This is a genomic window from Reichenbachiella agariperforans, assembly GCF_900142205.1.
Classification (GTDB): Bacteria; Bacteroidota; Bacteroidia; order Cytophagales; family Cyclobacteriaceae; genus Reichenbachiella; species Reichenbachiella agariperforans.
In genome coordinates this window covers 829,474-852,695 of record NZ_FRAA01000001.1, presented here as the reverse complement: position 1 = coordinate 852,695, position 23,222 = coordinate 829,474, and the positions used below count along the sequence as shown (strand labels likewise).

Genomic DNA, 23,222 nt, shown 5'->3' with positions numbered 1-23,222 from the left:
TTCTCATATTGAGAAAAATTACAATCCTATAGTCGTGTAACTATCTGGTAATCAGCGCTATTTTGATTTGGTATGTCTCTTGGAAGACTAGAGGCAAACAGATTTGAAATCATGAAATATCTGATAATGACCTTGACTGGCTTGCTTATGATGACAGGCACACTGTACGCTCAGAACATGCGTTCACGCTACGACTACCAGACTGCCGTCGGGGTGCGTGGCATTGGGACTTCTGGGCTGACGATCAAACATTTTACGAAACGATCTACGGCGATAGAAGGGATCATCGGGTTTTATCCGAATGCATTTTCGGCGACTGTACTCTACGAGCGCTATGCCTCAGCCTTTGACGTCCGCGGACTCAATTGGTACTATGGTGTGGGGGGACATATAGCCACTCAGTCAGACGTGGTGGACAATGAGGGTATCTATCGCCGCGAATCCTCCGAGTTTGGTCTCGGGGTGGATGGGATATTTGGGATAGAATACAAAATTCAAAACGTCCCCATCGCAGTTAGTTTGGATTTCAAACCCTTCGTCGAAGTAGCCACGGATGGAGATGCTTTTATGGCATTGGATCCTGGACTGGGGATCAAGGTGGCTTTTTAATCGCAGCGTGATAGCCTGTTGGGTTTTACACCCCTGTGAGGATTTGTTATCAAATGAGAAACACTAAATCAATCAAAATTCCAAAGTGGAATTTGTTAACCATAAATAGAAAATAAGAACCTAAAATTTAATAATCATGAAAGATAGAACCATTAAAATCACATTATTCGTCAGTGCGCTCGTCGTGACGGTGGGGCTTGCGGCGTTGTTCTTCACGATGGAAGAGGAGAAAGGTCGTTTGTCTGAGAAGTCTATAAGACTGGAAGAGAAACTGCAGAGCAGAGATTCTGCATACAACGAGATCATAGACATCATGTACAACGTAGAGTCTAAGATCGAGACGATCAAGGACAGAGAAAACCTCATCACACAGACTGCTGTAGGTGAAGTGACCAAGCAAGACCAGATGCAGATGATGAGAGACATGAGTCTCATCGATAGCCTGATACTCGAGACCAACGATAAGGTGGCGAGTCTTGCAGATAGATTGGACAAAGCGAATTTTAACCTCAAGTCTTTTCAAAACAAAGTAGGACAACTGTCTGCTGATTTGAAAGAAAGGCAAGAGTCGTTGATCGCTCTCAGAGACAACCTGAAAGAGAAGGATGTCAAAATCATAGAGCTCTCTACCGACTTGGCGAGCCTAGAGACCAAAGTAGTCAACCAAGACTCTACGATCCAAGATCAGATGAGTGCTATCAACCAGCAGGAGGATAGACTGAACACGGCCTACTTGGCGATAGGGACCAAAAAAATCCTAGAAGAAGAAGGTCTCGTGACCAAAGAAGGGGGATTCCTTGGCTTGGGCAAAACCACCGCACTGAGACAAGATATGCCTCAGGAAAAATTTGAGGAGATAGATATTCGTACCGTCAAGAGTCTCGCCATAGACGCTGACGAAGCAGAACTCATCTCGGAGCACCCTGCCAGCTCTTATGAGCTGGTCAAAGAAGGTGACCATGTGAAGTACATCAGAATCTTGGATTATCAAGAGTTCTGGAAGATCTCTAAGTTCTTGGTAGTAGCTGTCAATAGCTAATACTTGGTCAGTTTGTGCACTTCTCGATCGGTGGATCGGGGAGTGCTAGTTCTTAATACACAAGATCGATACGATCAATCAGCAATAATGAAGGAATGACACACGAAGAGTAGTCAAATTTGTGTTTCATTCAAGCGGATGCTGCTATCTGCGACGAAGGCCAGCGTAATGCTGGTCTTTTTTTGAGTGTAACAATGTCTGGAAGTTAGATGCATGTAGAATATGATAAGTCTATTCATCTGATACAGTTATGCAATCAAATTTTAAAAATAGTATCTGTTTCGCGAGTAAATTTTGACCAACGTCTATGTGATTTTTCTTATGCACTAGTTCGAGAAAGATGATCATCCAATTTTTTAAATTCTTAGGTCAATTGAAAATGCTATGCTATTTTGAGTTTTTGAAACCAGCCTTGGCTAGCTTTTGATGCTTAGTTTGATGTTTTTGATATTTGTGCAACAGCGCAATTAACTATTAATTGCTTCTTTGAGCTGTGGGAGTTTAGTTAGATCGGTATTCTCGTAGAGTATGTCAAAAATTACACCTTTTTGATATTGTTTTCCTTGAGCTGTAGATTGATCTAGTGTTTTTAAATGTTGACCGATCAATCTTGGAAATAATCTGTGAGAATAGATTTAAAATTCGGCATGGAAGTGTGCTGTTTTGTTGTTCAACCCTAAGATACGTTGGGACGCTATTTAAAGAGGGGTAAAAAAGTCCAAATACAGGTGGATGTTTCTGGTTATTTCTTTGATTAGGAGTTTGTATAGTATACATTTGCACCTCCAAAAAATTATTGATAGCGAAAAATGGCTGTAACTAGACTAAAAAGAAAAGGAAGAAGAAATAAGGTTGTTGCAAAACAGAAAGTAGCTAACATCCAGAGATTGAATAGCAAACCAGTGATTAAGGCTGTGGATGTGGATGCAATCAAAGAGGATTTTGCTAAATCTGCATCTAAACCGAAAGCTAAAAAAGCTGAGAAAGTAGAAGAGGTGAAGGCAGAAACTGCTGAAACAACAACTGTAGAAGAAAAGCCTAAGAAAGCAGCAGCTAAGAAACCTGCCGCTAAGAAAACTACTGAAAAAGCAGAGGAGACTGAAGAAAAGAAGCCAGTAGCTAAGAAAAAGCCAGCGGCTAAAAAAACAGCAGCAAAAAAGACTGAAGACAAGTCAGAAGAAAAATAAGCAAGCATTAAGCTTACTACTAAAAGCCTTGATAGTTAACTGTCAAGGCTTTTTTTACGCCCTGATTCTGAATGATAACTGTGCAGCCGTTATCTTTAGTTGAACACGAATGACGCCATGGCATCATCGTAGTTAACTATCCTGATATGTGTGGTTTTTTACGACTGTGTGGTTCCTAGTCTTTTGAACTGCTACTTTTTGTCTTGAATCAATAGTAAAGCTGCCTTTGCTTGGTAGTCGATCCCGTCCTTGTACTTGTGCTTGTTGTAGGATTGGGCTTTCTTGAAATAGTATTTTGCTTTTTCGTAATCCGCTCGTGCTTCATAGATGTATCCAGTTTGTAGGCAGGCTGAGGGTGCAAAATACCAGTTCTCATTTCCTGATTTTTTGATGACATTGAGGTAGTTGAACAAAGCTCCTTCTGAATCACCCTGTTTGTCATACAGTCTGCCATACCTGTAGAAGTACTCTACTTCGTCCTTCTTATTTTTGATACTTTCTTGTTTAATCCGATCGAGTGTACGCTGTGCCATACTAAAGTATCCGCCATCGATGGCCAGTCGTGCCTTATATAGTTCAGGGTTTGGGTAGCGGTCATTGGAGAGGTAGTCTGTTGCATTTTTGTCTGCAGCGACGAGAGACCTTCCCGCTTTTTTGGCTTTGTCCCAGTGTAGTTCTGCATTTTTCTTTTGCCCCTCTAGCCAGTAGGTCAGGAAGATTTTGAACCAAGTGTCTTTGATGTAGTTTTCTCCTTTGTGCATATTGAGGAAGCGTGCGTAGTTGAGTCTAGCTAGGGCGTATTGCTGTTTTTGTAGATAGATCTCGCCGAGCTTGTAGTAGATGTTGGTGATGGGGTAGTAGCTGTCTCCTACGAAGGTTAGCTTAGTCAGTGCTGGGAGAGCTTCTTCGCTTTTAGCATATTTGACGAGCGCTACATTGTATAGATAGCTGACGGCTAGGTTGTCCTTGTTGTGTCTGCGGATCTCATCTATCAGATCCATTGTCACCTTTTCCTTGTTGATGATATTGATTGCAATAAGGCACTTGGATAAGCTAGTTTCTAGCCAGTAAGGGTTTTGAAAGGTGATGTTACTTAGTTCTTCCCAGCCTTCGATGACATTGGCACGTAGGCCGAAGTAGCGAAGTATCCAGTGGTAGCTCTCTGGGACTACAGCGAAGAGTACGTGCAGTGTGCCGAGTGTTTTGTTGTTGTGTACAAAATCGGGGAATTGTTCGATGTTGTCATTGATCTCTAGGTAAGCGCTACGGAGTGCCCACCCTGCACGCATTTCTTCCTGAAACATCGTCTTGACGAGTGCCCAGTGTACTTTGATCTCAGCGGAGTAGAAGCGTTTGTAAGGATCGTCACCGTCTAGGGCTTTTAATCCGTCTAAGTGATCTTCTTCGCTATCATCGTACCGATTGTATAGGTCTGGGTCTTCGGTGATGAGTATCTCTAAGGCATCTGCCAAACTTTTCGTGTAGTGGTAGTGTCCTAGTTCTTCGTGGCTGGGGATGATTTGTTTTAGTTTCTTTCGGCCCGATTCTATTTTTAGTTTGAGTATATCCTGATAGGCTGAGTAGACACGTGGGTAGCTGTCTATAGATTTTTGAGCGTGGGAGTCGAGAGATAAGAAAGTAAGGCTGAGTAAAAACAAAAAAAGGTGAGTACGACTCACCTTATATTTTTTGATATTTCCAACAGTATAGCTCAAGTTAAGCTTTTTTCTTAGCTGCAGTTCTTCTTGTTCTGGTTGGCTTTTTCTCTTCTACTTCTTCTACCTCTTCTACATCTGCCAATACTCTACCACAGTGCTCACATACGATCAGTTTCTTTTTCTCTCTGATCTCAGCTTGCTTTTGCGGAGGCACTACGTTGAAACATCCGCCACAGGCACCTCTTTTGACAGGTACTACAGCTAGGCCATTTCTAACGTTTTTTCTGATCTTGTTGTATGAAGTCAATAGACGCTCATCGATTTTGTCAGATGCTTTTTCTCGTCCTTTTAGAAGTTTCTTTTCCTCTTCTTCACTTTCAGAGGTGATGTTGTCGAGTTCTCCTTTTTTGTTGTCGAGATCCTTCTTTCTTTCTTCTAGAATGTTTTTGGTATCAATGATTTCCTCGTTTTTAGCATCCATTTTGGCGTGAGCCTCTTTGATTCTTTTTTCGAGAATTTGAATCTCCAACTGTTGCAATTCTACCTCTTTGGTGATTGCGTCGTATTCTCTATTGTTTCTAACATTCATCTGCTGCTCCTCGTATTTTTGGATCAGTTTTTCTGAATCCTTGATGGCAGTTTTGTTGTTAGTAATAGACAACTCTAGTTCCTCAATAGCACTGTTGTGGTTGCCCACTCTGGTTTCGTACCCAGCGACTTCATCTTCCAGATCCATTACCTCTTCTGGCAATGCCCCACGGACTTTGATGATTTCGTCTAGTTCTGAATCTATTGATTGTAATTTAGTGAGAGCTTCAAGCTTTTGCGCTACAGTACTTTCCATGAATTTTCTAAAAGTAATTAACCGGATTTGTATTCTCCTCGGAGAAATTGACTGCAATATTAGGTATTTTTTCGGTTAAATGATCATATATTAATTCTTTTGTAAACACTTCACTTTCATAGTGTCCGATGTCTGCAATGATGATTGAATTCTCTGCATCGAAAAATTCGTGATACTTAAAATCCCCAGTGATAAATATATCTGAGCCACTCGCTTTGGCAGTATTGAGGAGGAAGCTACCTGCGCCACCACAGAGCGCAACTTTTTGTATGGTATCGGTGTGGATGGTGGTGTGTTTGATCACCGATAGGTTGAACTGGTCTTTTAGGTGTTGAAGAAAGTCCAATGTTGGCATAGGTTTGACTAGGTAGCCGATCATTCCGGCGCCCACTTCATGGTTGGTGTTCTCCAATGTAATGAGATCGTAGGCTACTTCTTCATAGGGATGAGCTTTTTTCAAGGCTTGAATCACCTTATTTTGTCGATGACTAGGAAGGATGACTTCCACGCGGTTTTCCTTTTCCTGATGTTTTTCTCCGACTGTTCCGAGATGTGGTGTAGCCCCTTCGGTAGCACGGTAGCTCCCTGTGCCCTCTACCGAAAAACTACAATGTTCGTAGTTGCCAATCTGTCCAGCACCTGCGGCGTGGACCGCTTCTAGTACAGCATCCGTATCGTCACTAGGAATATAGGTCGTTAGCTTGATCAGTGTCTGGTTTTTAGGAGCTAATATTTTGCAATCGGTTAGACCGATGGTGTCTGCTATTTTTCGGTTGACACCTGAGGGGATGTTGTCGAGGTTGGTGTGTATACTAAATAGAGCTATGTCGTGTTTGATGGCTTTGATGACGGTGCGCTCGACGTAGTCTTTGCCAGTAAAGCTTTTGAGTCCTTTGAATACGATCGGGTGATGCGATACGATCAGGTTGCACCCTTTGCGTATCGCTTCTTCGACTACAGTTTCGATGCAGTCTAGGGAGATGAGTACGCCGGTGAGTTCTGTGTTTGGGTCTCCCACGATTAGCCGTGAGTTGTCATAGGATTCTTGGTAGGCGGGAGGCGCCCATTGGTTGAGGGTATCGATTACTTGACTGATTTTCATTGTGGTCTGTTGTATTGAAACATAGCGTTCAAATCTAGGGTTTTTTGATCACCTTTATGAATACTTTTGCAGTCATGATCTCAATCTCCAAGATACTTTTAGCCCCGCTGGTGGGGATGACTGCTTTTTTTGCGTTTTGGCGTAAGCGACAGTTTGAAACGGGTGTATGGAAGTCTGTGGAGTTCGAGTTGCCGACGATAGCGGTACTGAGTAGTGAGGATCATCGATCAGTGCCTGTCTGGTCCTTTGTACAGATTATGCTGAGGCGGTATGATCACCAGGGCGCTCTGCTGGTGGATAAACGTGCCGCTAAGTATCGAGCATTGTCTATAGAACCTATGGCAGATGCGGAGTATTTTGATCAGATCACTACTCCAACTAATTTGGGCGCTGCTTATGCTTATACCAATAATCCAGTGATAGCCATGTCAGAGTCTGTAGCGATGTTCCCCGAGGAGGATTGTTTTGTGATCCCAAAACAGAAACTCTACAATGAGGTGAGACATCATTTGGCTATTTTGACGATGGATGTAGTGCAGCCTTATTGGGAGGAAAGTTATTGGCCTGTAGGAGGGAGATTTGAAGCACTGAAAGGTTTGAAAGCTATAGATGTGGTGTTGTTTACTTTTTCTGGCTCTGTCCCAGATTTTAAATTTTGGCGAGATAAAACCTTGGTTTTTTGTCATTCTGAGGTCGTGGTTGCGTTTTTGGAATTAGATAGTATGAATGACGAGGAAGTTAAAAATGTATATTATTCAACCGATGGATCAGAATTTGTAGCGGATCGTGATACCTTTGAATCCTTGTTTATAAATTTGCTTTTTTAGAACAGAAACTACGGAGTGGCAGCCAAGAAAATCTCATTATTCTTATTGTTAAGCATCATCTCGTGGGGTACGATGGCTCAAATCATCGATGACTCGACCAAGCTGGTGTATGGGCCGACTTCTACACGATATATCACGATCGGTGATCTCAAACACAGTGATACACTTTACCATATCATGGATAGTTCGATTCATAATATGGAAAACTTCGAGCTGCACCGTACTTCGGCTATAGACTATCAGTCCCTAGGCAACAATGGTACGGCACTAAAGCCAGTCTACTATCAGATCCCTACTACGATCGGGAGTACAACTGGATTTTCTGCCTTTGAGCCCTACGTTAAGAAGGTGGAGGATTTCAAATACTATGATAGTAAGTCTCCGTTTATCAACCTTCATGTTGCCATAGGGGGTAAGGGGCGCTCTATGGTGGATTTTAGTTTTTCTAGAAATATTAACCCTCAGTGGAATGTAGGGTTCGATATCTACCATGTGTCTTCGGAGAAGCAAATAGGCACTTCGTCCATTCGTGAAAACCAAGTCAAATCAACCGCCGCAGATTTTTATGCTTTCTACCGCAGCAAGAATAGAAAGTATCACGCTATGTTTCATGCCTATACCAACGATCAGGTGATCCTAGAGACAGGAGGGATTACTGAGGATACGCCTGTGAAGGAGTACTATGAGTATCAGGATGCCAATATCTACCTACAGAACTCACAAAGCTTTGATAAACGTGGACGTTTGTTTTTGTACCATCAGTATTCTCTCAAGCCATTTTTTGAGCTGTACAATACTATAGAGCGAACCAATACCAATAATCAATACACAGACACTCCACTGACCCAATCTATTACTGACGGATACTATGATCAAATTCTGATTCGGACAGACTCTACTGAGGATGCTTCTAATATGATAGAGACCAAGATCGAAGCGGGAATCAAAGGAAGAGTAGCTGACCGGATATTTTATTCTGCCTATGTCAAGCGTCGAGATATGAGTTTCAAGTATCGCTATATCGAGCCCTTTACGGGAGAGTATGAAAACTATCTAGGTGGGGATATGAAAATTCATCTCACGGATAAATACTTGGTAGGAGGTGAGATAGAGGCAATGGATGAAGGGAACTATTATTTCAAAGGCTTCTTCGAGAACAATTTCTTGCGCGCCAGTTATACGAGTAGTTTGTATGAACCAGCATTCATGACGGAGCGGTATTTTGGTAATCACTACGAATGGAGTAACAGTTTTAATTCTACGTTAGCGAATAGTATTCAGGGATCACTGTTCTACGCACTGCCGTTTTTGTACCTGGAGCCGTCGGTTGATATCAGCACGGTGGATGAGTATGTGTATTTTGATTATGACAAGATGCCCAATCAGTCCAGTAGCCCTATATTTATCAATAAGTATACCGCCAAGGCAAACCTTACGCTGTGGAAGCATATTCATCTAGACAACCGTCTGGTCTGGAATAATGTATCGGGCGACGGAGCGAATGCGATGCGGATGCCCGATTGGAACTATTTTGGGAAAGTGTATTATGAGAATATTGTCTTCAATGACTTCATGCAGTTTGAAATAGGGTTTGATCTAAGATGGCAGTCGGCCTATTTTGCGAAGGCTTATGACCCGATCACCCAGCAGTTTTTTTTGCAAGACGATTTTGAGATGCCGTCATACTTTACAGCGGATTTATTTTTTGTGATGAAGGCCAATGACCTAACTTTCTTCTTCAACTGGATCTATTTGAATCAAGCCAGAGATTCGGGGTATTTCACTTCTCCATATTACCCCGGTCAGCGTAGAGCCATAGATTTAGGCGTACGCTGGATGTTTTTTGATTAACACAATACACAATACACAATACACAATACACAATACACAATACACCTTCACTTAGAGAGCAACCCTATATCCCACTATCTGTATGGACAAGACAACTTTAGGACTCAACCTACCAACTGACCCACGATGGGCCAACGTATCCGAAATGGATCTTGCTGAGATATTGATTGATCATGCCTACTGCGAGCAAAAGGCTGCTTCGTCTGGCATATCATTGATCGTGACCTATCCTGAGCGTACAGAGCTGGTGGAAGTGATGACGGATTTGGTTGCTGAGGAGTGGGGGCATTTCGAGCGTGTGCTAGAAAAAATGAAAGCCCGAGGGATCACGTTGGGACGGAAAAGAAACGACGAGTATGTGGCAGCCATTAGCAAGATTTCGAAAAGCGGAGGTAGCAGAGACGAACAGCTGGTAGAAAAGCTCCTGCTCAACGCCCTGATCGAAGCTCGTAGCTGTGAGCGGTTCAAGCTGTTGTGGAAGAATATAGGAGATGAAGACCTATCCAAGTTCTACTATGAACTGATGATATCCGAGGCAGGTCATTATCATACCTTTTTGGATCTAGCCAAAAAATATAAAGGTGAGGAATATACGATGACACGATGGGCTGAGATTCTGGAGAAAGAAGCCGAAATTATTCAAAAACTGGAGGTGCGATCTGATCGGATGCACTAAACAACTCATGTAGGGAGAGTGTTAATTCTTAGCAAAAAACCTTTTTGTTAGATTGATTTTCAATGATTCGCTCATTCGTAGTGAGATCTTCTAATTTTATGTTGTTAAAATTAGAAATCTACTTGACCCATATCATATATTTCATAACTTACGTATCCCTCTATTCATTGAAATTTGATTTCAATTTTGAATAAAACACAGCATGTTTAAAAGAATATTGTATGGTGTCTTTCTCTCGTTGGAGATGCTTCTATCTAATGGCTTGCATGCGCAAGTAGATGTGTCTATTTTAGACCTAGGTGGAGATTTAGAAGCTTGGTATCAAGAAACTATAGCGCTCAAAAATACACCCATTGCAGTTGGTGCTTATTATCATATTCAACCTCAAAGCATTAAAGAGCACCAGTTCTTTTTGAGCCCTGTCTGGGAGGAGGGGAGCGTGCATATATCAGATGAGTTCTTTCAAGATATCCGTATGTTGTACAATACCTACGAGGATATTCTTATCGTCGAGAATAGTGGGATTTATCGATCTAGTTATCAACCTCTCAAGCCTAATCAGCAAGCTATCGGTTCTTTTAGTATTCACGGAGCAGAATTTATTCGGCTAGATGCTAATGAGATTCTTCCGGGTGGTTTTTATGAATTGCTTTATGAAGGGGGGCAAGCCCGTGCTTTGGTAAAGCGAATAAAAATTAAACGAGTTGCGTCTCAAGGAATAGAGTATGAAACTCAGGATGTGCTGTACTTGCAACTGGGTAGTGTTTATCATAAATACAGAGGAAGAAAGACCTTTTACGAATTGTTTCCAGACCATAAAAAAGAAATCAAATCTTATATCAGAAGTCAAGGTATAACGAACCTAAACCGTCATAACGAATCGGGATTTGTGTATGTACTTCAATTTTGTGAAAAATTCATGCCTGCCTTATGAGATACTTGATATTAATCCTCTTTCTGGCAGTTGCACAGTTAGGTGCAGCACAGACTCCGGACTCTGTAAGACTGGATATGGTATTAGCCGAGATAGAGTCGCACACTGATTATGAATTTTCCTATCGTAGCGAGTGGCTGAACGGTATCTATGTGAGTTCTAAGGTAGATTACAGTCAGCCAATTGTTCCACAGTTGGATCAAGTGTTGGTTAATACTGTTCTTACTTTTTATATCATGGGCAACCAGATCGTGTTGCTCAACAATCAAGAGATTGTCACAGAACCTGTTTTTGTACAGTCTATCAATTCCAAACAAGAAGTAGTGCCAGAGGATGAGGACGTTGTGTTTAGTCGCGAGCAGTCTGGTCAGGACTTGAGTCTAGAGGAGACTCTATTAGACGTAGGGAATAGAAAATTGTACGAAAAAGGTAAACGTAGTACGCTGGCAGGGTATGTGAGAGAGTCTGGTAATGGTACACCGGTACAGGATGCTTATGTCTATATAGAGAGTCCATTCATTGGGACGACTACAGACGCGGAAGGCTTTTATTCACTCAATGTACCGAATGGTAAACGTACTTTGCTTATTCAGTCTGTGAATATGAAAAATACGCATAGACGTTTAATGATGTATTCGGATGGACGACTGGATGTGGATATGGCCGTAGATGTGATTGCACTTAACTCGGTGGTGGTCAGTGCCGAACGGGAGGCCAATACGAAGAGTCCTCAGATGGGATTGACTAAAATCAGTCCAGAGAATATGAAAATCGTACCTGCGCTGCTAGGAGAGAAGGATTTGGTTAGAGTCGCTACTACGACAGCTGGTGTGCAGTTTTTGGGTGAAGGCTCGGCGGGTATAAATATACGGGGAGGTAAAGCAGATCAGAACTTGTTCTTGTTCGATGGTACGCCTGTATATAATACCAATCACTTTTTTGGGTTCTTCTCGGTCTTCAATGCAGATGCCCTCTCAGGGATGAATTTGTACAAGAGTGCAATTCCTGCGGAGTATGGAGGTAGACTTTCTTCCGTATTTGATATCAAATCAAAAGAGCCGAACAAGGAAAAATACTCTGGTTCGGGTGGAATAGGACCTGTGACTTCTAAACTCATGGTAGAAGGTCCAACCTTCAAAAATGGCCCGACCTTCATGGTAGGAGGGCGAGCAACCTATTCGGACTATGTACTCAACAAAATCAAGAACTCCCCACTGAAGAATAATGATGTGTCTTTCTATGATCTGGTAGGAAAACTGGATTATGAGATCAATGATAAAAACTCGGTCTCAGTTAGTGGATATTATAGCAAGGATAGATTTCAGCTGTCCTCAGATACGCTTTTGTCCTACACGGATTTTTCCTATTCTAACAAGCTGTTGACTGCCAACTGGCGTCATGTATTTAATGATAAGTTGCAGGCGGATTTTCAGGCAGGGATGTCGCAGTATGATTACGATATTGGGTACGATGTATTGCCGACGCAGGCGTTTCGTATTGATTATGGGGTAAAGGAAAACCACTTGTCAGCTAAGTTTGACTACTATGTCAACGAAAAATTGAATTATAAATTCGGGATGCAGGTCAAGCATACTTCTGTGACACCAGGTATCAAATCTCCCACTGGTAGCGAGTCGCTAGTAGACAAAGATCGAGTTCCTGATGAGCAAGGTGTAGAACTGGCTCCTTATGCCTCTGCACTTTATAGCCCCACAGATAAGCTGTCTGTAGAGGGAGGGGTTCGGTTGTCAATGTTCGCTGTATTAGGCCCTGGAGAGGTGAATGAGTATGCGCCGAATCAACCCATCGATCAGAATTATGTCATTGGTACTGATACGTATGGAAAGAATGAAATCGTGAAGACCTATATAGGACCGGAGTATAGATTATCGTCTAGGTATTCATTGACAGAGACGAGTTCAGTCAAGGCGAGTTATAACCGTACCCGCCAGAATATCCATCTGTTGCTCAACTCTTCGTCTATTGCTCCGACTGATATGTGGCGGTTGTCAGGTCCTTATATCAAACCACAGATATCAGATCAGGTTTCTCTAGGTTACTATCGCAATATCTATGGAAAACATGCGCTAGAGATGTCTGCAGAGGTATATTATAAGCATATTCAGAACCTATTGGATTTTAAAGTAGGAGCGGATTTACAGTTCAATAAACATATAGAGACAGACCTATTGCAAGGCACGGGTAAGTCTTATGGTATAGAGTTGTCACTCAAAAAGAGCTCGGGTTGGCTGACGGGCTGGATTAATTACACCTATTCGCGATCGTTGATCCAGCTTGATGGGGATTTTCCAGATGAGATTATCAATGGTGGAGAGTTCTTTCCGACAGGGTATGACAAACCGCATTATCTTAACTCTGTGACGAATTATAAATTTACCCGTAGACTGACGATGACGGTCAACTTCGTCTACGCGACGGGAGTACCGACGACTTACCCTACAGGGAAATACACCTTTCAAGGTTCTGAAAACCTCTTGTATTCTGATCGAAACTCGTACAGAATACCAGACTACTTCCGTGTGGATCTGGGAATTAACATAGAAGGCAATCATAAGATTAAGAAACTGGCACATTCCTATTGGTCATTTTCGGTGTACAACCTCCTAGGTCGTGACAATGTTTATTCTACTTTCTTTAGAGTAGAAGATGGAGAGGTCAAGGGCTATAAGATGACGGTTTTTCCATCTCCGATTCCTACGATTACTTATAATTTTACTTTCTAAGATCATGAAGAGACTATTGTATATCGCGCTATTTCTGCTCGGTTTTGATGCCTGCGTCGAACCTTATGATTTCGAAGTGAGAGAGACAGATGAAGTGATGGTAGTAGATGCTGTACTTACGAATGTTTCCGAGCATCATACGGTGAGATTGAGTATATCGTATGCGCTAGATGGTGAGCAGGCAACGAACGTGTCAGGTGCCACGGTATCAGTGGAAGAAGTCGGAGGGATGCAGTACGCATATACAGAAGTAGAGGCTGGAGTGTACGAGTCAGATTTGGAATATGCAGGAGTGCCTGGACATAGCTATATCTTGCATGTAGAGTTGAATGATGGCAATCGCTTTGTGTCAAGTGAAGAGTTTTTGCCTAGCCCAGTGCCTATCGATAGTATTTATGGTAGGTATCTAGAACAGAATTCGCAAGTAGACGAGAGTCAATTAAAAGGAGTTCAATTTATGGTGGATAATCATAACAATTCAGAGGAATTCTCTAGCTATCGGTATGAGTATAGAGAGGACTATGAGGTCAAGGTGCCCTATCCTTCAAGTTATGAATGGTTAGCGGCAGAGGAAGTATTGGAACTTCGTGAAACATATATTGGTACATGTTATAGGTTTTTGGAGTCAAATGAGCTGATAGCTGAGACGACCAGTGGGCAAGTGGAAAATAGATTGTCAGAATTCCCTATCGTTTACATCGAGGATAATGAGGCTCAACTACGTTATACTTTCTCGCTCATTGTGGATCAGTTTTCTATCACTCCAGGAGCCTATCAGTACTATAAGAATTTGAAGGAAAACAATGAATCGGCAGGTAGCTTTTTTGACAAACAAAAAGGTACAGTGTTAGGCAATATGAGTCATGTGAGTGATGCGTCTTACCCAATTTTAGGCTATTTCGAAGTAGCCGGTGTGAGTACCGATTCCCGAGTATTTCGAGCAGGGTCATTTAGAGATCAGGGTTTTTCGCCGATTCAGCCATACAATTGTATCTATGATCGGGTAGCTGATTCGGTAGCTGTGGAAGAACTTCCAAAATACTCTGGACTGGGTTTTTCTTATGAGGTGTATCAGTTGACTTTTCCATCGCCAGACACTGCTATTATTATAACGAGTACTTGTAGTGATTGCCGTAAACACGGGACTTTGGATAAACCAGATTTTTGGGATCAATGAAGAGAATTTTAACATACCTTTTGCTATTATGCATTAGCCTGACAGGATATGCTCAGCAAAATATAGAAGAGCAGGTTTATCTTCATCTCAATGCCACGGATCTAATCGTAGGTGAGGCACTATACTTTTCATCGTACACTACGAGCCAAGTGACAGGACAGTTGTCCGGGTTGAGTTCATTGCTGTATGTGGAGTTATTGGATGAGGAAGGAAATCCCGTACATCAGACGAAAATAGCCCAGAAGCAAGGAAGAGGAGCTGGTAAAATTTTCCTCTCTACGGATTTAGTGACGGGTCGCTATCAATTGGTCGCTTATACGCGATGGATGCGGAATTTTAATTCCTACTACAGTCAGTCCGTGACGATTGTGAATCCATACAAGACCTATCAAAATGGAGTCTATGAAGAAGAAGTAATCTATGATGTGAATTTTGAGGTTGAAGGAGGATTTTGGCCTCAGGGGAAAGAAGCAAATGTGCTGCTTCATATCAAAGATCAATATGGTAGAGCCCAGCAGCCCAAAGCACGTATCCTTGCTAAGGGGGGAGAGAAGGTTGTTGATGTGGAGTGGGATGCTTATGGTTTTGCAGAAGTGACGCTTGACGCCACGTCTGTAGTTGACTACCAACTGGCTATAGAAACAGAATCCGCTTTTCGGTTCATTGATTTACCTAAGCCATGTAATTCGTGTACAGGCTTGAGTGTTGAAAGAGATCCTTTGACTGGGGATTATCAAGTACAGGTGACCAGTACCTCAGATTTGAGCAACCAGTTGGGGTACTTGGAGATTTGGGATCAGACTGGAAAGATACAGGGTATGCCAACCACGCTCAATACTAATACCCTCTTGGTATCAGCAGACTTGCCAGCAGGCAAGCTGACTGTCAAACTCTTGGTGGGCGGTGCTGTTCAGAATACGCGCGTTTTCTGGAATGGAAAGCGAGAAGCGATTAGTCAAGTAGTACTCCCACAGATGTCAAAAAAAGAGAAGGTGACTAGAGTATTAGACTATCCAGTAGGCAGTACGCTGTCCGTATCAGTAAAGAAAGTATATGGCTATGACCAGCCCGAGTCTAGTGCAGCATACCGAATAGTTCCGATGAAGTATCGGGGTTTATCCTTGTCTTCGGATGCGCTATCGGGTGATTTGCTTGATAGAATGATGTGGCTGTCTCGATCCGTAGATATTGAAAGTGACTCTATCCAAATGGTCAAGTATCTGCCAGAGTATAGGTCTGGTGTCGTGCAAGGAGTCGTGACATCTAGTAGCAAACTGGTAGACAAAAACGTTAATGTAGCTCTGTCGTTTCAGTCTTCGGATATGGAGATAGATGCTACTTCAGTATCAGACTCAGGTGTATTTTTCTTGAAGTATAATCCCGATTTCGCTAATGAAAAAGGAGTGGTGAGAGTACTTAATGATCCAACGGGTGATTATCAAGCTACGATTTATCAAGAGTACAATGAAGCTTATGCTCCCTTGTCAGTTATGCCACTGGTTTTCGATACGATACGTATTGAGCAGGTGGCACAGCGGTCTATCGCCAATCAAATCGAAAATGCTTACTATGTGGTGGATACTGTGCCATCGGCCACCCGACCATACCCTGTAGTAGATGAAATGATTTCTTACGTGTTAGCAGACTATACACGTTTTCCTTCGATGCGTGATACGTTCATCGAACTAGTATACCAGGTGGGGGTGAGTAAAAATGAAAACAAGTTCGCATTTAACATGCGAATAGTTGATCTCCCATTTTCTGATAAATTGGACGTAGAGACGATGGTGCTGCTGGACGGAGCATCTTCTACTGCAGAAGACGTTCTCAAGCTTTCGCCTTATCTGGTGGAAAGAATCGATGTGATGAACAAACGCTTCTTTATAGGGGATGTGATGTTCGATGGGATTATTTCGATAGTTACCTATGAGCACGACGGTGGCGATACCGAGCCAGTAGGAGAATCACTGAGTCTATCTGAGGTACAACCTGAGTCAGAGATAGTGACCACTGCTTTGCCTACTGAGAAAGCGCCAATGTTTAATGATATGTTATATTGGAACCCTTTGATCTATACAGATAGCTCCAATGCGACGGTAGAGTTTTTTACCTCCAATGTGACAGGAATCTTTGAAATTCAGATAGAAGGGGTTGATAAAGCTGGAAACGCTATTTCTGAGACTTCAAGATTTGAAGTGAAGTAGTTTTTTGGTTTGACTTTTTTAATATTCTCTTTTACAGCTTGTTAGTTGTTGGTTAGTGTTTTTTCTTTTCATTTTTATGATTTCAATGACTTGATTACTCTTGTTGTTAGAACGCATGAAGACAGCATAAATAATTAACAGTTAAATCATCATACCATGAAAAGAAGAAATTTCATTCAAAAATCCAGTCTTACTGTAGCCATGGGAGCACTGGGAATCCAGCAGGCTTTTTCCTCGAATCATAGGACCATCGCTTCTCCCGAGGTGATCAAGCCCAAGGCGCTGAAACTAGGAGATACGATAGGTTTAATCACCCCTGCAAGTGCCGTGAGCCGATCTGCTTTCGAAAAGACCCTGGAGAATATTGATCGACTGGGTTTTAAAGCTGTCTATTCTGATAACATTCGAGTAAAGAGAGGGTTTTTGGCTGGCACGGATGAGCAACGTTTGGCAGATATACATGCGATGTTTGCCAACGATCAGGTCGATGGGATCGTCTGTGCACGTGGAGGCTATGGTACGGGACGCTTGTTGAGCGAGATAGACTATTCGATCATCAAGGCGAATCCCAAGGTGCTGATCGGGTATAGTGATATCACAGCCTTACTTTATGGTATTTATCAGCAGACGGGATTAGTTTGTTTTCATGGTCCTGTTGGTGCATCTAATTTTACGGACTTTACTACAGATGGCTTCAATGAGGTGTTGATGAACAAGACGAAAGGGACTGTGATCGCTCGACCGAAGACTTGGGAAGAGAAAGGAGCTACTTATGATACTTATACGATTACACCGGGTAGTGCTAGAGGCAAGTTGATTGGTGGTAACCTTAGCTTAGTCGTTTCTTTGATAGGTACACCCCATGACATTGATTTCACTGACAAGATTGTATTCATAGAAGAGATCGGAGAGTCCTCTTATCGAGTAGACCGTATGCTAACTCAGCTGTTACAGTCAGGGAAATTAGAAAAGGCGAGGGGTATTGCTTTGGGTATCTTCAATGACTGTGACTATGAAGAAGAGGATCAGAGCTATCCTAGCTCTATATCCCTCAGAGAGGTGCTAGAGGATAGACTCGAAGATTTAGGAATACCTGTAATGTATGGATTGCCTTTTGGTCATATTGCAGATAATGCTACCCTTCCTTTTGGGATAGAGGCAGAGTTGGATGCTTCTAACCATACGTTGACCCTTTTAGAGTCTGGTGTTTCTTAATCTATTTTTTGAGTCGTGAATTCTTATCTCGGTCGTTATCGTTTAGCCTTTGATTCTAATAACCTGAGTTCGATTAAAAATGAATCATGCTCTATATACTTTATTCAAGGGGATTGAAAATTATACTGTTTACACGGTAGCGCGTTTATAGGTTCTCTAGCCTTTTAGCTTCTTTCATTGACAATGAAAGAAGAGGGGGCTATTTATCTACCGGAGGTATGGTCTATCTGGCTTGAAGACAAAGTGTGATTGATGCATTTCCGACAAGGGTTTAATGAAAGTTGTAATCGAACTCAGGTTAACAAATGACTGATATTTAAATGGCTGGTGAAAACACTTGTTTTTTCAGTGATTAACCCATTGTAAAGCCTGTGTTATGGCATTTGACACTGTGGTAACTATGGGGTGATAATTCTTATTTCTTACACTTGACCATTGATATTAGAGCGGTCAAATATATGACCTTTTTATAATACTGTTAATCAATGTTTTAAGTGTTCTTATTTATCATTGTTGACCGTTTTTTTATAGAGATTGACTTGGGTAAAATTGATTAATTGAAATTTTCTAGAACCAAAAAACGTTTTACCTATGTTAAGAGTTTTTACTTTATTAACGCTGTTTTTCGCGGTGGTGGTCTCGGGAGCGTATGCTCAGCAGACCGTTAGCGGGAAAGTATTCGGCGAACTGAATGACCCACTTCCAGGAGTGAGTGTTGTGATAGCAGGTACCACTCAGGGTACTATTACTGATTTGAACGGAGAGTATAAGATAAGTGTAGATGGAGACAGTCCTTCTCTTATGTTTTCTTTTATCGGATATGAAAATCAATCTGTAGAGGTTGGTGGTCGTTCTGTAGTAGATATTACTATGGTAACAGACGTAAAGAGCTTAGATGAAGTCGTGGTGACAGCTTTTGGCGTAGAACAAAAGAAGAAGGCTCTGGGGTATGCTGTTCAACAGTTGGACTCAAAAGAATTGATGGAATCGCAGCAATCTAATGTAGTGAATGCACTACAGGGTAGAGTTGCTGGGGTACAGATCAATAGCTCGAGTGGACAGCCGGGAAGTGGATCGAGTATTATTATTCGAGGAATTACTTCATTAAACCCTAGCGCCAACAACCAACCATTGATCGTAGTAGATGGGATCGTTATGAGCAATGCGACGGATGTACCTGATATATTGCCATCGTCTGGTAGTAATGCAGCTAACTCTGCAGAGCAGGGGTCAAGCACGAACAGAATGGCTGATATCAATCCTAACGATATAGAATCACTCAATGTACTCAAAGGTGCAGCAGCAGCAGCCCTCTATGGAGTGAGAGCTGCGAACGGTGCTATTATCATCACGACTAAATCGGGTAAAGCAGGGAAAACAGTTGTTAATTTCAGTGCAACTCAAGGATGGGATGTATTGGGTAACCGTCCAGAATTACAAGAGAAGTATAGAGAAGGTCGATATGGACGATTGAGATTTAATAGCGATGGTTCTCCATTGAGGTTTCAGACTCAGGGACCAAAAGTTAGAGAAGGAACAGAAATATATGATAACATCGAAAACTTCTTTGAGACTGGAAGACGTCAGGAGTACAATATCAGTGCACAGGGTGGTACGGAGCAGGCTCGCTTTTTTACATCTATAGGACGGTTAGATCAGTCGGGTATCACACCTGAAAGTGACTGGGCTAGAACTACTTTTAGATTGAGGGGTGATATTACTGCTTCTGATAAATTGACCATAAGATCTGCAATCAGCTATACTAATTCTGGAGGAAACAAAGCACTTTCAGGAGACAAGTCCATCATGAGTTCCATGAGTTATATGACCAACAGTTTTGACGTAACGGATTATATAAACCCGGATGGTTCTATGAAGGATTATTCAGATGGGATCATCGATAACCCACTGTACTTAGCGAAGTATGCCAAGTATACCGATGATGTCAATAGAATATCTGGGAACGTAGGGTTCAACTATAAGATCACCCCATGGTTGTCAGCAGACTATACGATAGGGCTTGATCAGTACAATGATAACCGAAATAGATTTATGCCTCCAGGGCTAGATGGGACTTCACAGACCGGTGGCTTTATCGTAGATGCCAATATCGGTAGACGGGAGATCAATTCTAACTTTTTGTTGACGGCAACAGTTGATCTCACAGAAGATTTAAACGCTAGTTTGACGCTAGGGCAGCAGGTGATTGATATTAATTCTCGCTCTACTACTAGAAGAGGAGAGGGCTTTTTGTTCTCTGATTTTAATGATATAGACAATACATCTAATCTTTTTGGTAGCGATAACAAGAGCCAATACAGACAAGTAGGTTTTTTCTTTGATGCAAAGGCAAACTATAAAGGAATCGTCTATCTCGGAGTGACAGGGAGAAACGATATCTCGTCTTCATTGTCAGAAGAAAACAACAGCTATTTTTATCCTGCGGTGAATTTAGGACTGATATTTAGTGAGTTCTTATCGAGCAATCAAATCTTGAGCTATGGTAAAGTACGTGCGAGTTGGGCTCAGGTAGGAAAGGATGCAGCGCCTCATCTCATTGGCTTTACTTATAGTGGTGCCTCTGGTTTTCCATTTGATGGTGCCAATGGCTTCCGAAAGAGTTCAGTCGCTGGAGATGTAAACCTAAAACCAGAGACTACTACGTCCTTCGAGATTGGTACAGATCTACGCTTTATCAATAACAGATTGTCACTCGATGCAACATATTATGTCCAAAATAGTACGAATATGATTACGAATGTGCCATTGTCTAATTCTACCGGTTTGTCTAGATATACCACTAATGCGGGTGAAATAGAAAATAAGGGGATAGAACTGATGTTGAATGCGGAAGTCATCAAGACATCAGCTTTCACTTGGGATATGAATATGAACTGGTCTAAAAATGAAGCTACCGTGATATCTGTCGCTGATGGTATAGACGAAATCGAGGTGTACAATGAGGGTAAATCGGAAATTATTTACAAGCTAGTACCAGGAGGAAAAGTGGGGGATTTGTATGGTAATACCATGGCAAGAACCGAAGATGGCCAAGTGATTATAGGCTCGGATGGTTTTCCACAAAGAGCAACTGATCCCGAAACAGGTGCATTGGCGATTTCTAAAATCGGGAATGCCATACCAGATTTTATTGCAGGGTGGAACAACCGTATCTCCTACAAAGGAATCTCACTCTCAGCGTTGCTTGAATGGCGCAAAGGGGGTGATGTAATGGATATGGCACTGATCAATGGTCAAAGAAACGGGATTTGGAAAGATACCGAGAGAAGGTTCGAGGACGTGATTTTTGCTGGAGTTAAAAACGTAGGTACAGCAGAGTCGCCAGTTTACGAAGACAATGATATCGTAGCAAGATTAGATGATGGCGGTAATACATACAGAGCGAGTTGGTTAGCGTATGTGGGAGAAAATACGCTGCAGGATGCATCTTGGTTACGCCTGAGGACAGTGACGCTCGGGTATCAGCTTCCTTCTACTTTGATCAATAAGGTAGGCTTGACGAGTGCGAGAATCACTTTTACAGGAAATAATCTTTTTGTGAATACTCCTTACAAAGGATATGATCCAGAGTCAAATTACTTTGGTTCGGGTAGCAATATAGTAGGCTTTACGGGTATGACTGTACCGGGTACGAAAAGCTATTTGGTGACATTAAATCTTAAATTTTAATTGAGATGAGAAATAAAATATATAAAAATATAGCGCTAGCTCTTTGTATCATATTTGGTGCAAGTGCTTGTGACGATTTTGTAGGCAATGGGTTCAATGACAACCCTAATGCTGTAACTTCAGTGTCGTTAGAATCTTTGCTGCCAGTAGGTATAGAGTCTGCAGCAAGTTTGCAGTATCAAGTTAGTTTTACGACTAGCCAAGTGACACAGCAGATGTATGGTGGTGGAGCCTCTGATCATGAGCCATTTTCACTACCAGGATCATGGACAGAAGCGTATTTGGTGTCATTGCTGAACATGGATCAAGTAGTCAAACAAGCTACTGAAGAAGGGGTGCCTCACTACGCTGGAGTCGCTCAGGTTTTGATGGCACAAACCGTAGGAATGGTTACTGATACATGGGAGAATGCTCCATACTCTGAAGCTCTTTCTGGTTTTACAAATCCACAGCCAGCTTACGATTCGCAAGAGGATCTTTATGTGGCTATTGATGAACTATTGACCAGTGCATTAGTCAACTTGTCTACTCCTGCAGTAGAAGGTGTTGAAATCGGAAGTGAAGATTTAGTATACGAAGGAGATATTGCTAAATGGATTAAGCTGGCTTATTCCTTGAAGGCTAGATATGCAATTCATTTGACTAACAAAGGGGCGACAGCAGCCGCTGACGAGGCTTTGTCAGCGATTAATAGTGGTTTTGACTCCAATGATGATGATTTCGAATTGATTTATAATGATGTCAACAAGAATCCATGGCATTTGACACCTGTATTGGCTAACAATACAGGGAATATAACGATCTATCCTGGAGCCTATTTTATCGACGAGATGAATGGAGTGAATTTTCCATTTACTACGATTACTGAAGACCCTAGGTTGAGAGTGTTAACTACGCCAAATGACCCATCATTTACTACTTTGGTAGGGACGTCATTGGACGGGACGCAGCTGGGTAATACCAACCTTAGTGAAACATCGTATAACACGACCGTGGATGCGCCTGTGACAGTGATGGGATATGCAGAGTTGAAATTTATTGAAGCAGAAGCATACTTGATTAAGAATGATAATGTGAATGCTTATAGTGCTTACCTCGAAGGGATTAGTGCTACTATGGAAAAACTTGGAGTAGATGGATCATCATATTTGGCGGATGCCAGTGTCTCTGTAGGGGCGGCTAATTTGACGATGGCGTTAATCATGAAGGAGAAGTATATAGCATTGTTCTTGAGCCCAGAGACGTGGGTAGATATGAGAAGAATGGGCTATGATACTGATGTCTACCCTAATTTTTTGGCTCCCCCTGTGGAGATTCAAGATAGCGAGGTGCCAGAGGGAGAGTTTCCTCAGCGTGCATTGTACCCACCAGATGAGTATAGTAGAAATAACGCAAGCGTGACAGCAGCCTTTAATTCGTTTGCTGATCAGATGTGGAGAGATCAATAATTTAATGACTAAAGAAA

At 42.1% G+C, this 23,222-nt stretch carries 16 protein-coding genes; 13 read left to right on the top strand and 3 right to left on the bottom strand.

Annotated elements, in window-relative coordinates:
* Positions 1-111: 111 nt before the first annotated feature.
* The 3 genes from BUB99_RS03185 to BUB99_RS03175 all read left to right on the top strand — a co-directional run bounded on the left by BUB99_RS03185 (position 112) and on the right by BUB99_RS03175 (position 2,835).
* A complete protein-coding gene (locus BUB99_RS03185) occupies positions 112-609 on the top strand; it encodes a hypothetical protein (protein ID WP_073120559.1) in 498 nt (165 codons plus the stop codon).
* Between the two features lie 136 nt (positions 610-745).
* Positions 746-1,648: a Cbp1 family collagen-binding glycoprotein adhesin gene (locus BUB99_RS03180; protein ID WP_073119359.1), complete on the top strand. Its 903-nt coding sequence runs from the start codon at positions 746-748 to the stop codon at positions 1,646-1,648.
* Positions 1,649-2,457: 809 nt separating this feature from the next.
* Positions 2,458-2,835, top strand: a complete 378-nt coding sequence (locus BUB99_RS03175) for a hypothetical protein (protein WP_073119356.1) — start codon at positions 2,458-2,460, stop codon at positions 2,833-2,835.
* Between the two features lie 191 nt (positions 2,836-3,026).
* On the opposite strand, the gene BUB99_RS03170 is transcribed toward BUB99_RS03175, so the two are convergent.
* Genes BUB99_RS03170 through BUB99_RS03160 form a run of 3 tightly spaced genes read right to left on the bottom strand, consistent with a single transcriptional unit; the run spans position 3,027 to position 6,439 of the window.
* The gene (locus BUB99_RS03170; protein ID WP_139280874.1) at positions 3,027-4,514 is read right to left on the bottom strand and encodes a tetratricopeptide repeat protein; all 1,488 of its coding nucleotides are present in this window, start codon (positions 4,512-4,514) and stop codon (positions 3,027-3,029) included.
* Between the two features lie 37 nt (positions 4,515-4,551).
* Complete coding sequence (locus tag BUB99_RS03165; RefSeq protein ID WP_073119353.1) at positions 4,552-5,337, bottom strand: zinc ribbon domain-containing protein; 786 nt, start codon at positions 5,335-5,337, stop codon at positions 4,552-4,554.
* Between the two features lie 7 nt (positions 5,338-5,344).
* Positions 5,345-6,439, bottom strand: coding sequence for a Nif3-like dinuclear metal center hexameric protein (locus BUB99_RS03160; protein ID WP_073119351.1), 1,095 nt, complete (start codon positions 6,437-6,439; stop codon positions 5,345-5,347).
* Between the two features lie 56 nt (positions 6,440-6,495).
* On the opposite strand from BUB99_RS03160, the gene BUB99_RS03155 reads away from it, so the two are divergent.
* The 10 genes from BUB99_RS03155 to BUB99_RS03110 all read left to right on the top strand — a co-directional run bounded on the left by BUB99_RS03155 (position 6,496) and on the right by BUB99_RS03110 (position 23,205).
* Positions 6,496-7,266 (top strand): hypothetical protein, encoded by a 771-nt coding sequence (locus BUB99_RS03155; RefSeq protein ID WP_073119349.1) that lies wholly within the window; start codon positions 6,496-6,498, stop codon positions 7,264-7,266.
* 15 nt (positions 7,267-7,281) lie between these two features.
* Entirely contained in the window at positions 7,282-9,117 is a 1,836-nt protein-coding gene (locus BUB99_RS03150; protein WP_139280873.1) for a putative porin, read from the top strand.
* 82 nt (positions 9,118-9,199) lie between these two features.
* Positions 9,200-9,793 carry a tRNA-(ms[2]io[6]A)-hydroxylase gene (miaE, locus tag BUB99_RS03145; RefSeq protein ID WP_073119345.1) on the top strand — a complete coding sequence of 198 codons (594 nt, stop codon included), beginning with the start codon at positions 9,200-9,202 and terminating at the stop codon, positions 9,791-9,793.
* 202 nt (positions 9,794-9,995) lie between these two features.
* The gene (locus BUB99_RS03140) at positions 9,996-10,727 is read left to right on the top strand and encodes a hypothetical protein (RefSeq protein ID WP_073119344.1); all 732 of its coding nucleotides are present in this window, start codon (positions 9,996-9,998) and stop codon (positions 10,725-10,727) included.
* Entirely contained in the window at positions 10,724-13,471 is a 2,748-nt protein-coding gene (locus tag BUB99_RS03135; protein WP_073119342.1) for a TonB-dependent receptor, read from the top strand. Before BUB99_RS03140 ends, BUB99_RS03135 begins: the two co-directional genes overlap by 4 nt.
* Before the next feature lie 4 nt (positions 13,472-13,475).
* Positions 13,476-14,648, top strand: coding sequence for a DUF4249 domain-containing protein (locus BUB99_RS03130; protein WP_073119341.1), 1,173 nt, complete (start codon positions 13,476-13,478; stop codon positions 14,646-14,648).
* Complete coding sequence (locus BUB99_RS03125; RefSeq protein WP_073119339.1) at positions 14,645-16,852, top strand: hypothetical protein; 2,208 nt, start codon at positions 14,645-14,647, stop codon at positions 16,850-16,852. Before BUB99_RS03130 ends, BUB99_RS03125 begins: the two co-directional genes overlap by 4 nt.
* A gap of 156 nt (positions 16,853-17,008) precedes the next feature.
* On the top strand, positions 17,009-18,067 hold the full coding sequence (locus BUB99_RS03120) for a S66 peptidase family protein (protein ID WP_073119337.1): 1,059 nt from the start codon (positions 17,009-17,011) through the stop codon (positions 18,065-18,067).
* A gap of 591 nt (positions 18,068-18,658) precedes the next feature.
* A complete protein-coding gene (locus BUB99_RS03115) occupies positions 18,659-21,757 on the top strand; it encodes a SusC/RagA family TonB-linked outer membrane protein (RefSeq protein ID WP_073119335.1) in 3,099 nt (1,032 codons plus the stop codon).
* 5 nt (positions 21,758-21,762) lie between these two features.
* A complete protein-coding gene (locus BUB99_RS03110; protein ID WP_073119333.1) occupies positions 21,763-23,205 on the top strand; it encodes a SusD/RagB family nutrient-binding outer membrane lipoprotein in 1,443 nt (480 codons plus the stop codon).
* The last annotated feature ends 17 nt before the right edge of the window (positions 23,206-23,222 follow it).

What these genes read in the sequence shown, in the direction of transcription:
- BUB99_RS03185 (WP_073120559.1), top strand. Translation starts at nt 112, where the DNA reads ATGAAATATCTGATAATGACCTTGACTGGCTTGCTTATGATGACAGGC.
- BUB99_RS03180 (WP_073119359.1), top strand. Translation starts at nt 746, where the DNA reads ATGAAAGATAGAACCATTAAAATCACATTATTCGTCAGTGCGCTCGTC.
- BUB99_RS03175 (WP_073119356.1), top strand. Translation starts at nt 2,458, where the DNA reads ATGGCTGTAACTAGACTAAAAAGAAAAGGAAGAAGAAATAAGGTTGTT.
- BUB99_RS03165 (WP_073119353.1), bottom strand. Translation starts at nt 5,337, where the DNA reads ATGGAAAGTACTGTAGCGCAAAAGCTTGAAGCTCTCACTAAATTACAA.
- BUB99_RS03160 (WP_073119351.1), bottom strand. Translation starts at nt 6,439, where the DNA reads ATGAAAATCAGTCAAGTAATCGATACCCTCAACCAATGGGCGCCTCCC.
- BUB99_RS03155 (WP_073119349.1), top strand. Translation starts at nt 6,496, where the DNA reads ATGAATACTTTTGCAGTCATGATCTCAATCTCCAAGATACTTTTAGCC.
- miaE (WP_073119345.1), top strand. Translation starts at nt 9,200, where the DNA reads ATGGACAAGACAACTTTAGGACTCAACCTACCAACTGACCCACGATGG.
- BUB99_RS03140 (WP_073119344.1), top strand. Translation starts at nt 9,996, where the DNA reads ATGTTTAAAAGAATATTGTATGGTGTCTTTCTCTCGTTGGAGATGCTT.
- BUB99_RS03135 (WP_073119342.1), top strand. Translation starts at nt 10,724, where the DNA reads ATGAGATACTTGATATTAATCCTCTTTCTGGCAGTTGCACAGTTAGGT.
- BUB99_RS03130 (WP_073119341.1), top strand. Translation starts at nt 13,476, where the DNA reads ATGAAGAGACTATTGTATATCGCGCTATTTCTGCTCGGTTTTGATGCC.
- BUB99_RS03125 (WP_073119339.1), top strand. Translation starts at nt 14,645, where the DNA reads ATGAAGAGAATTTTAACATACCTTTTGCTATTATGCATTAGCCTGACA.
- BUB99_RS03120 (WP_073119337.1), top strand. Translation starts at nt 17,009, where the DNA reads ATGAAAAGAAGAAATTTCATTCAAAAATCCAGTCTTACTGTAGCCATG.
- BUB99_RS03115 (WP_073119335.1), top strand. Translation starts at nt 18,659, where the DNA reads ATGTTAAGAGTTTTTACTTTATTAACGCTGTTTTTCGCGGTGGTGGTC.
- BUB99_RS03110 (WP_073119333.1), top strand. Translation starts at nt 21,763, where the DNA reads ATGAGAAATAAAATATATAAAAATATAGCGCTAGCTCTTTGTATCATA.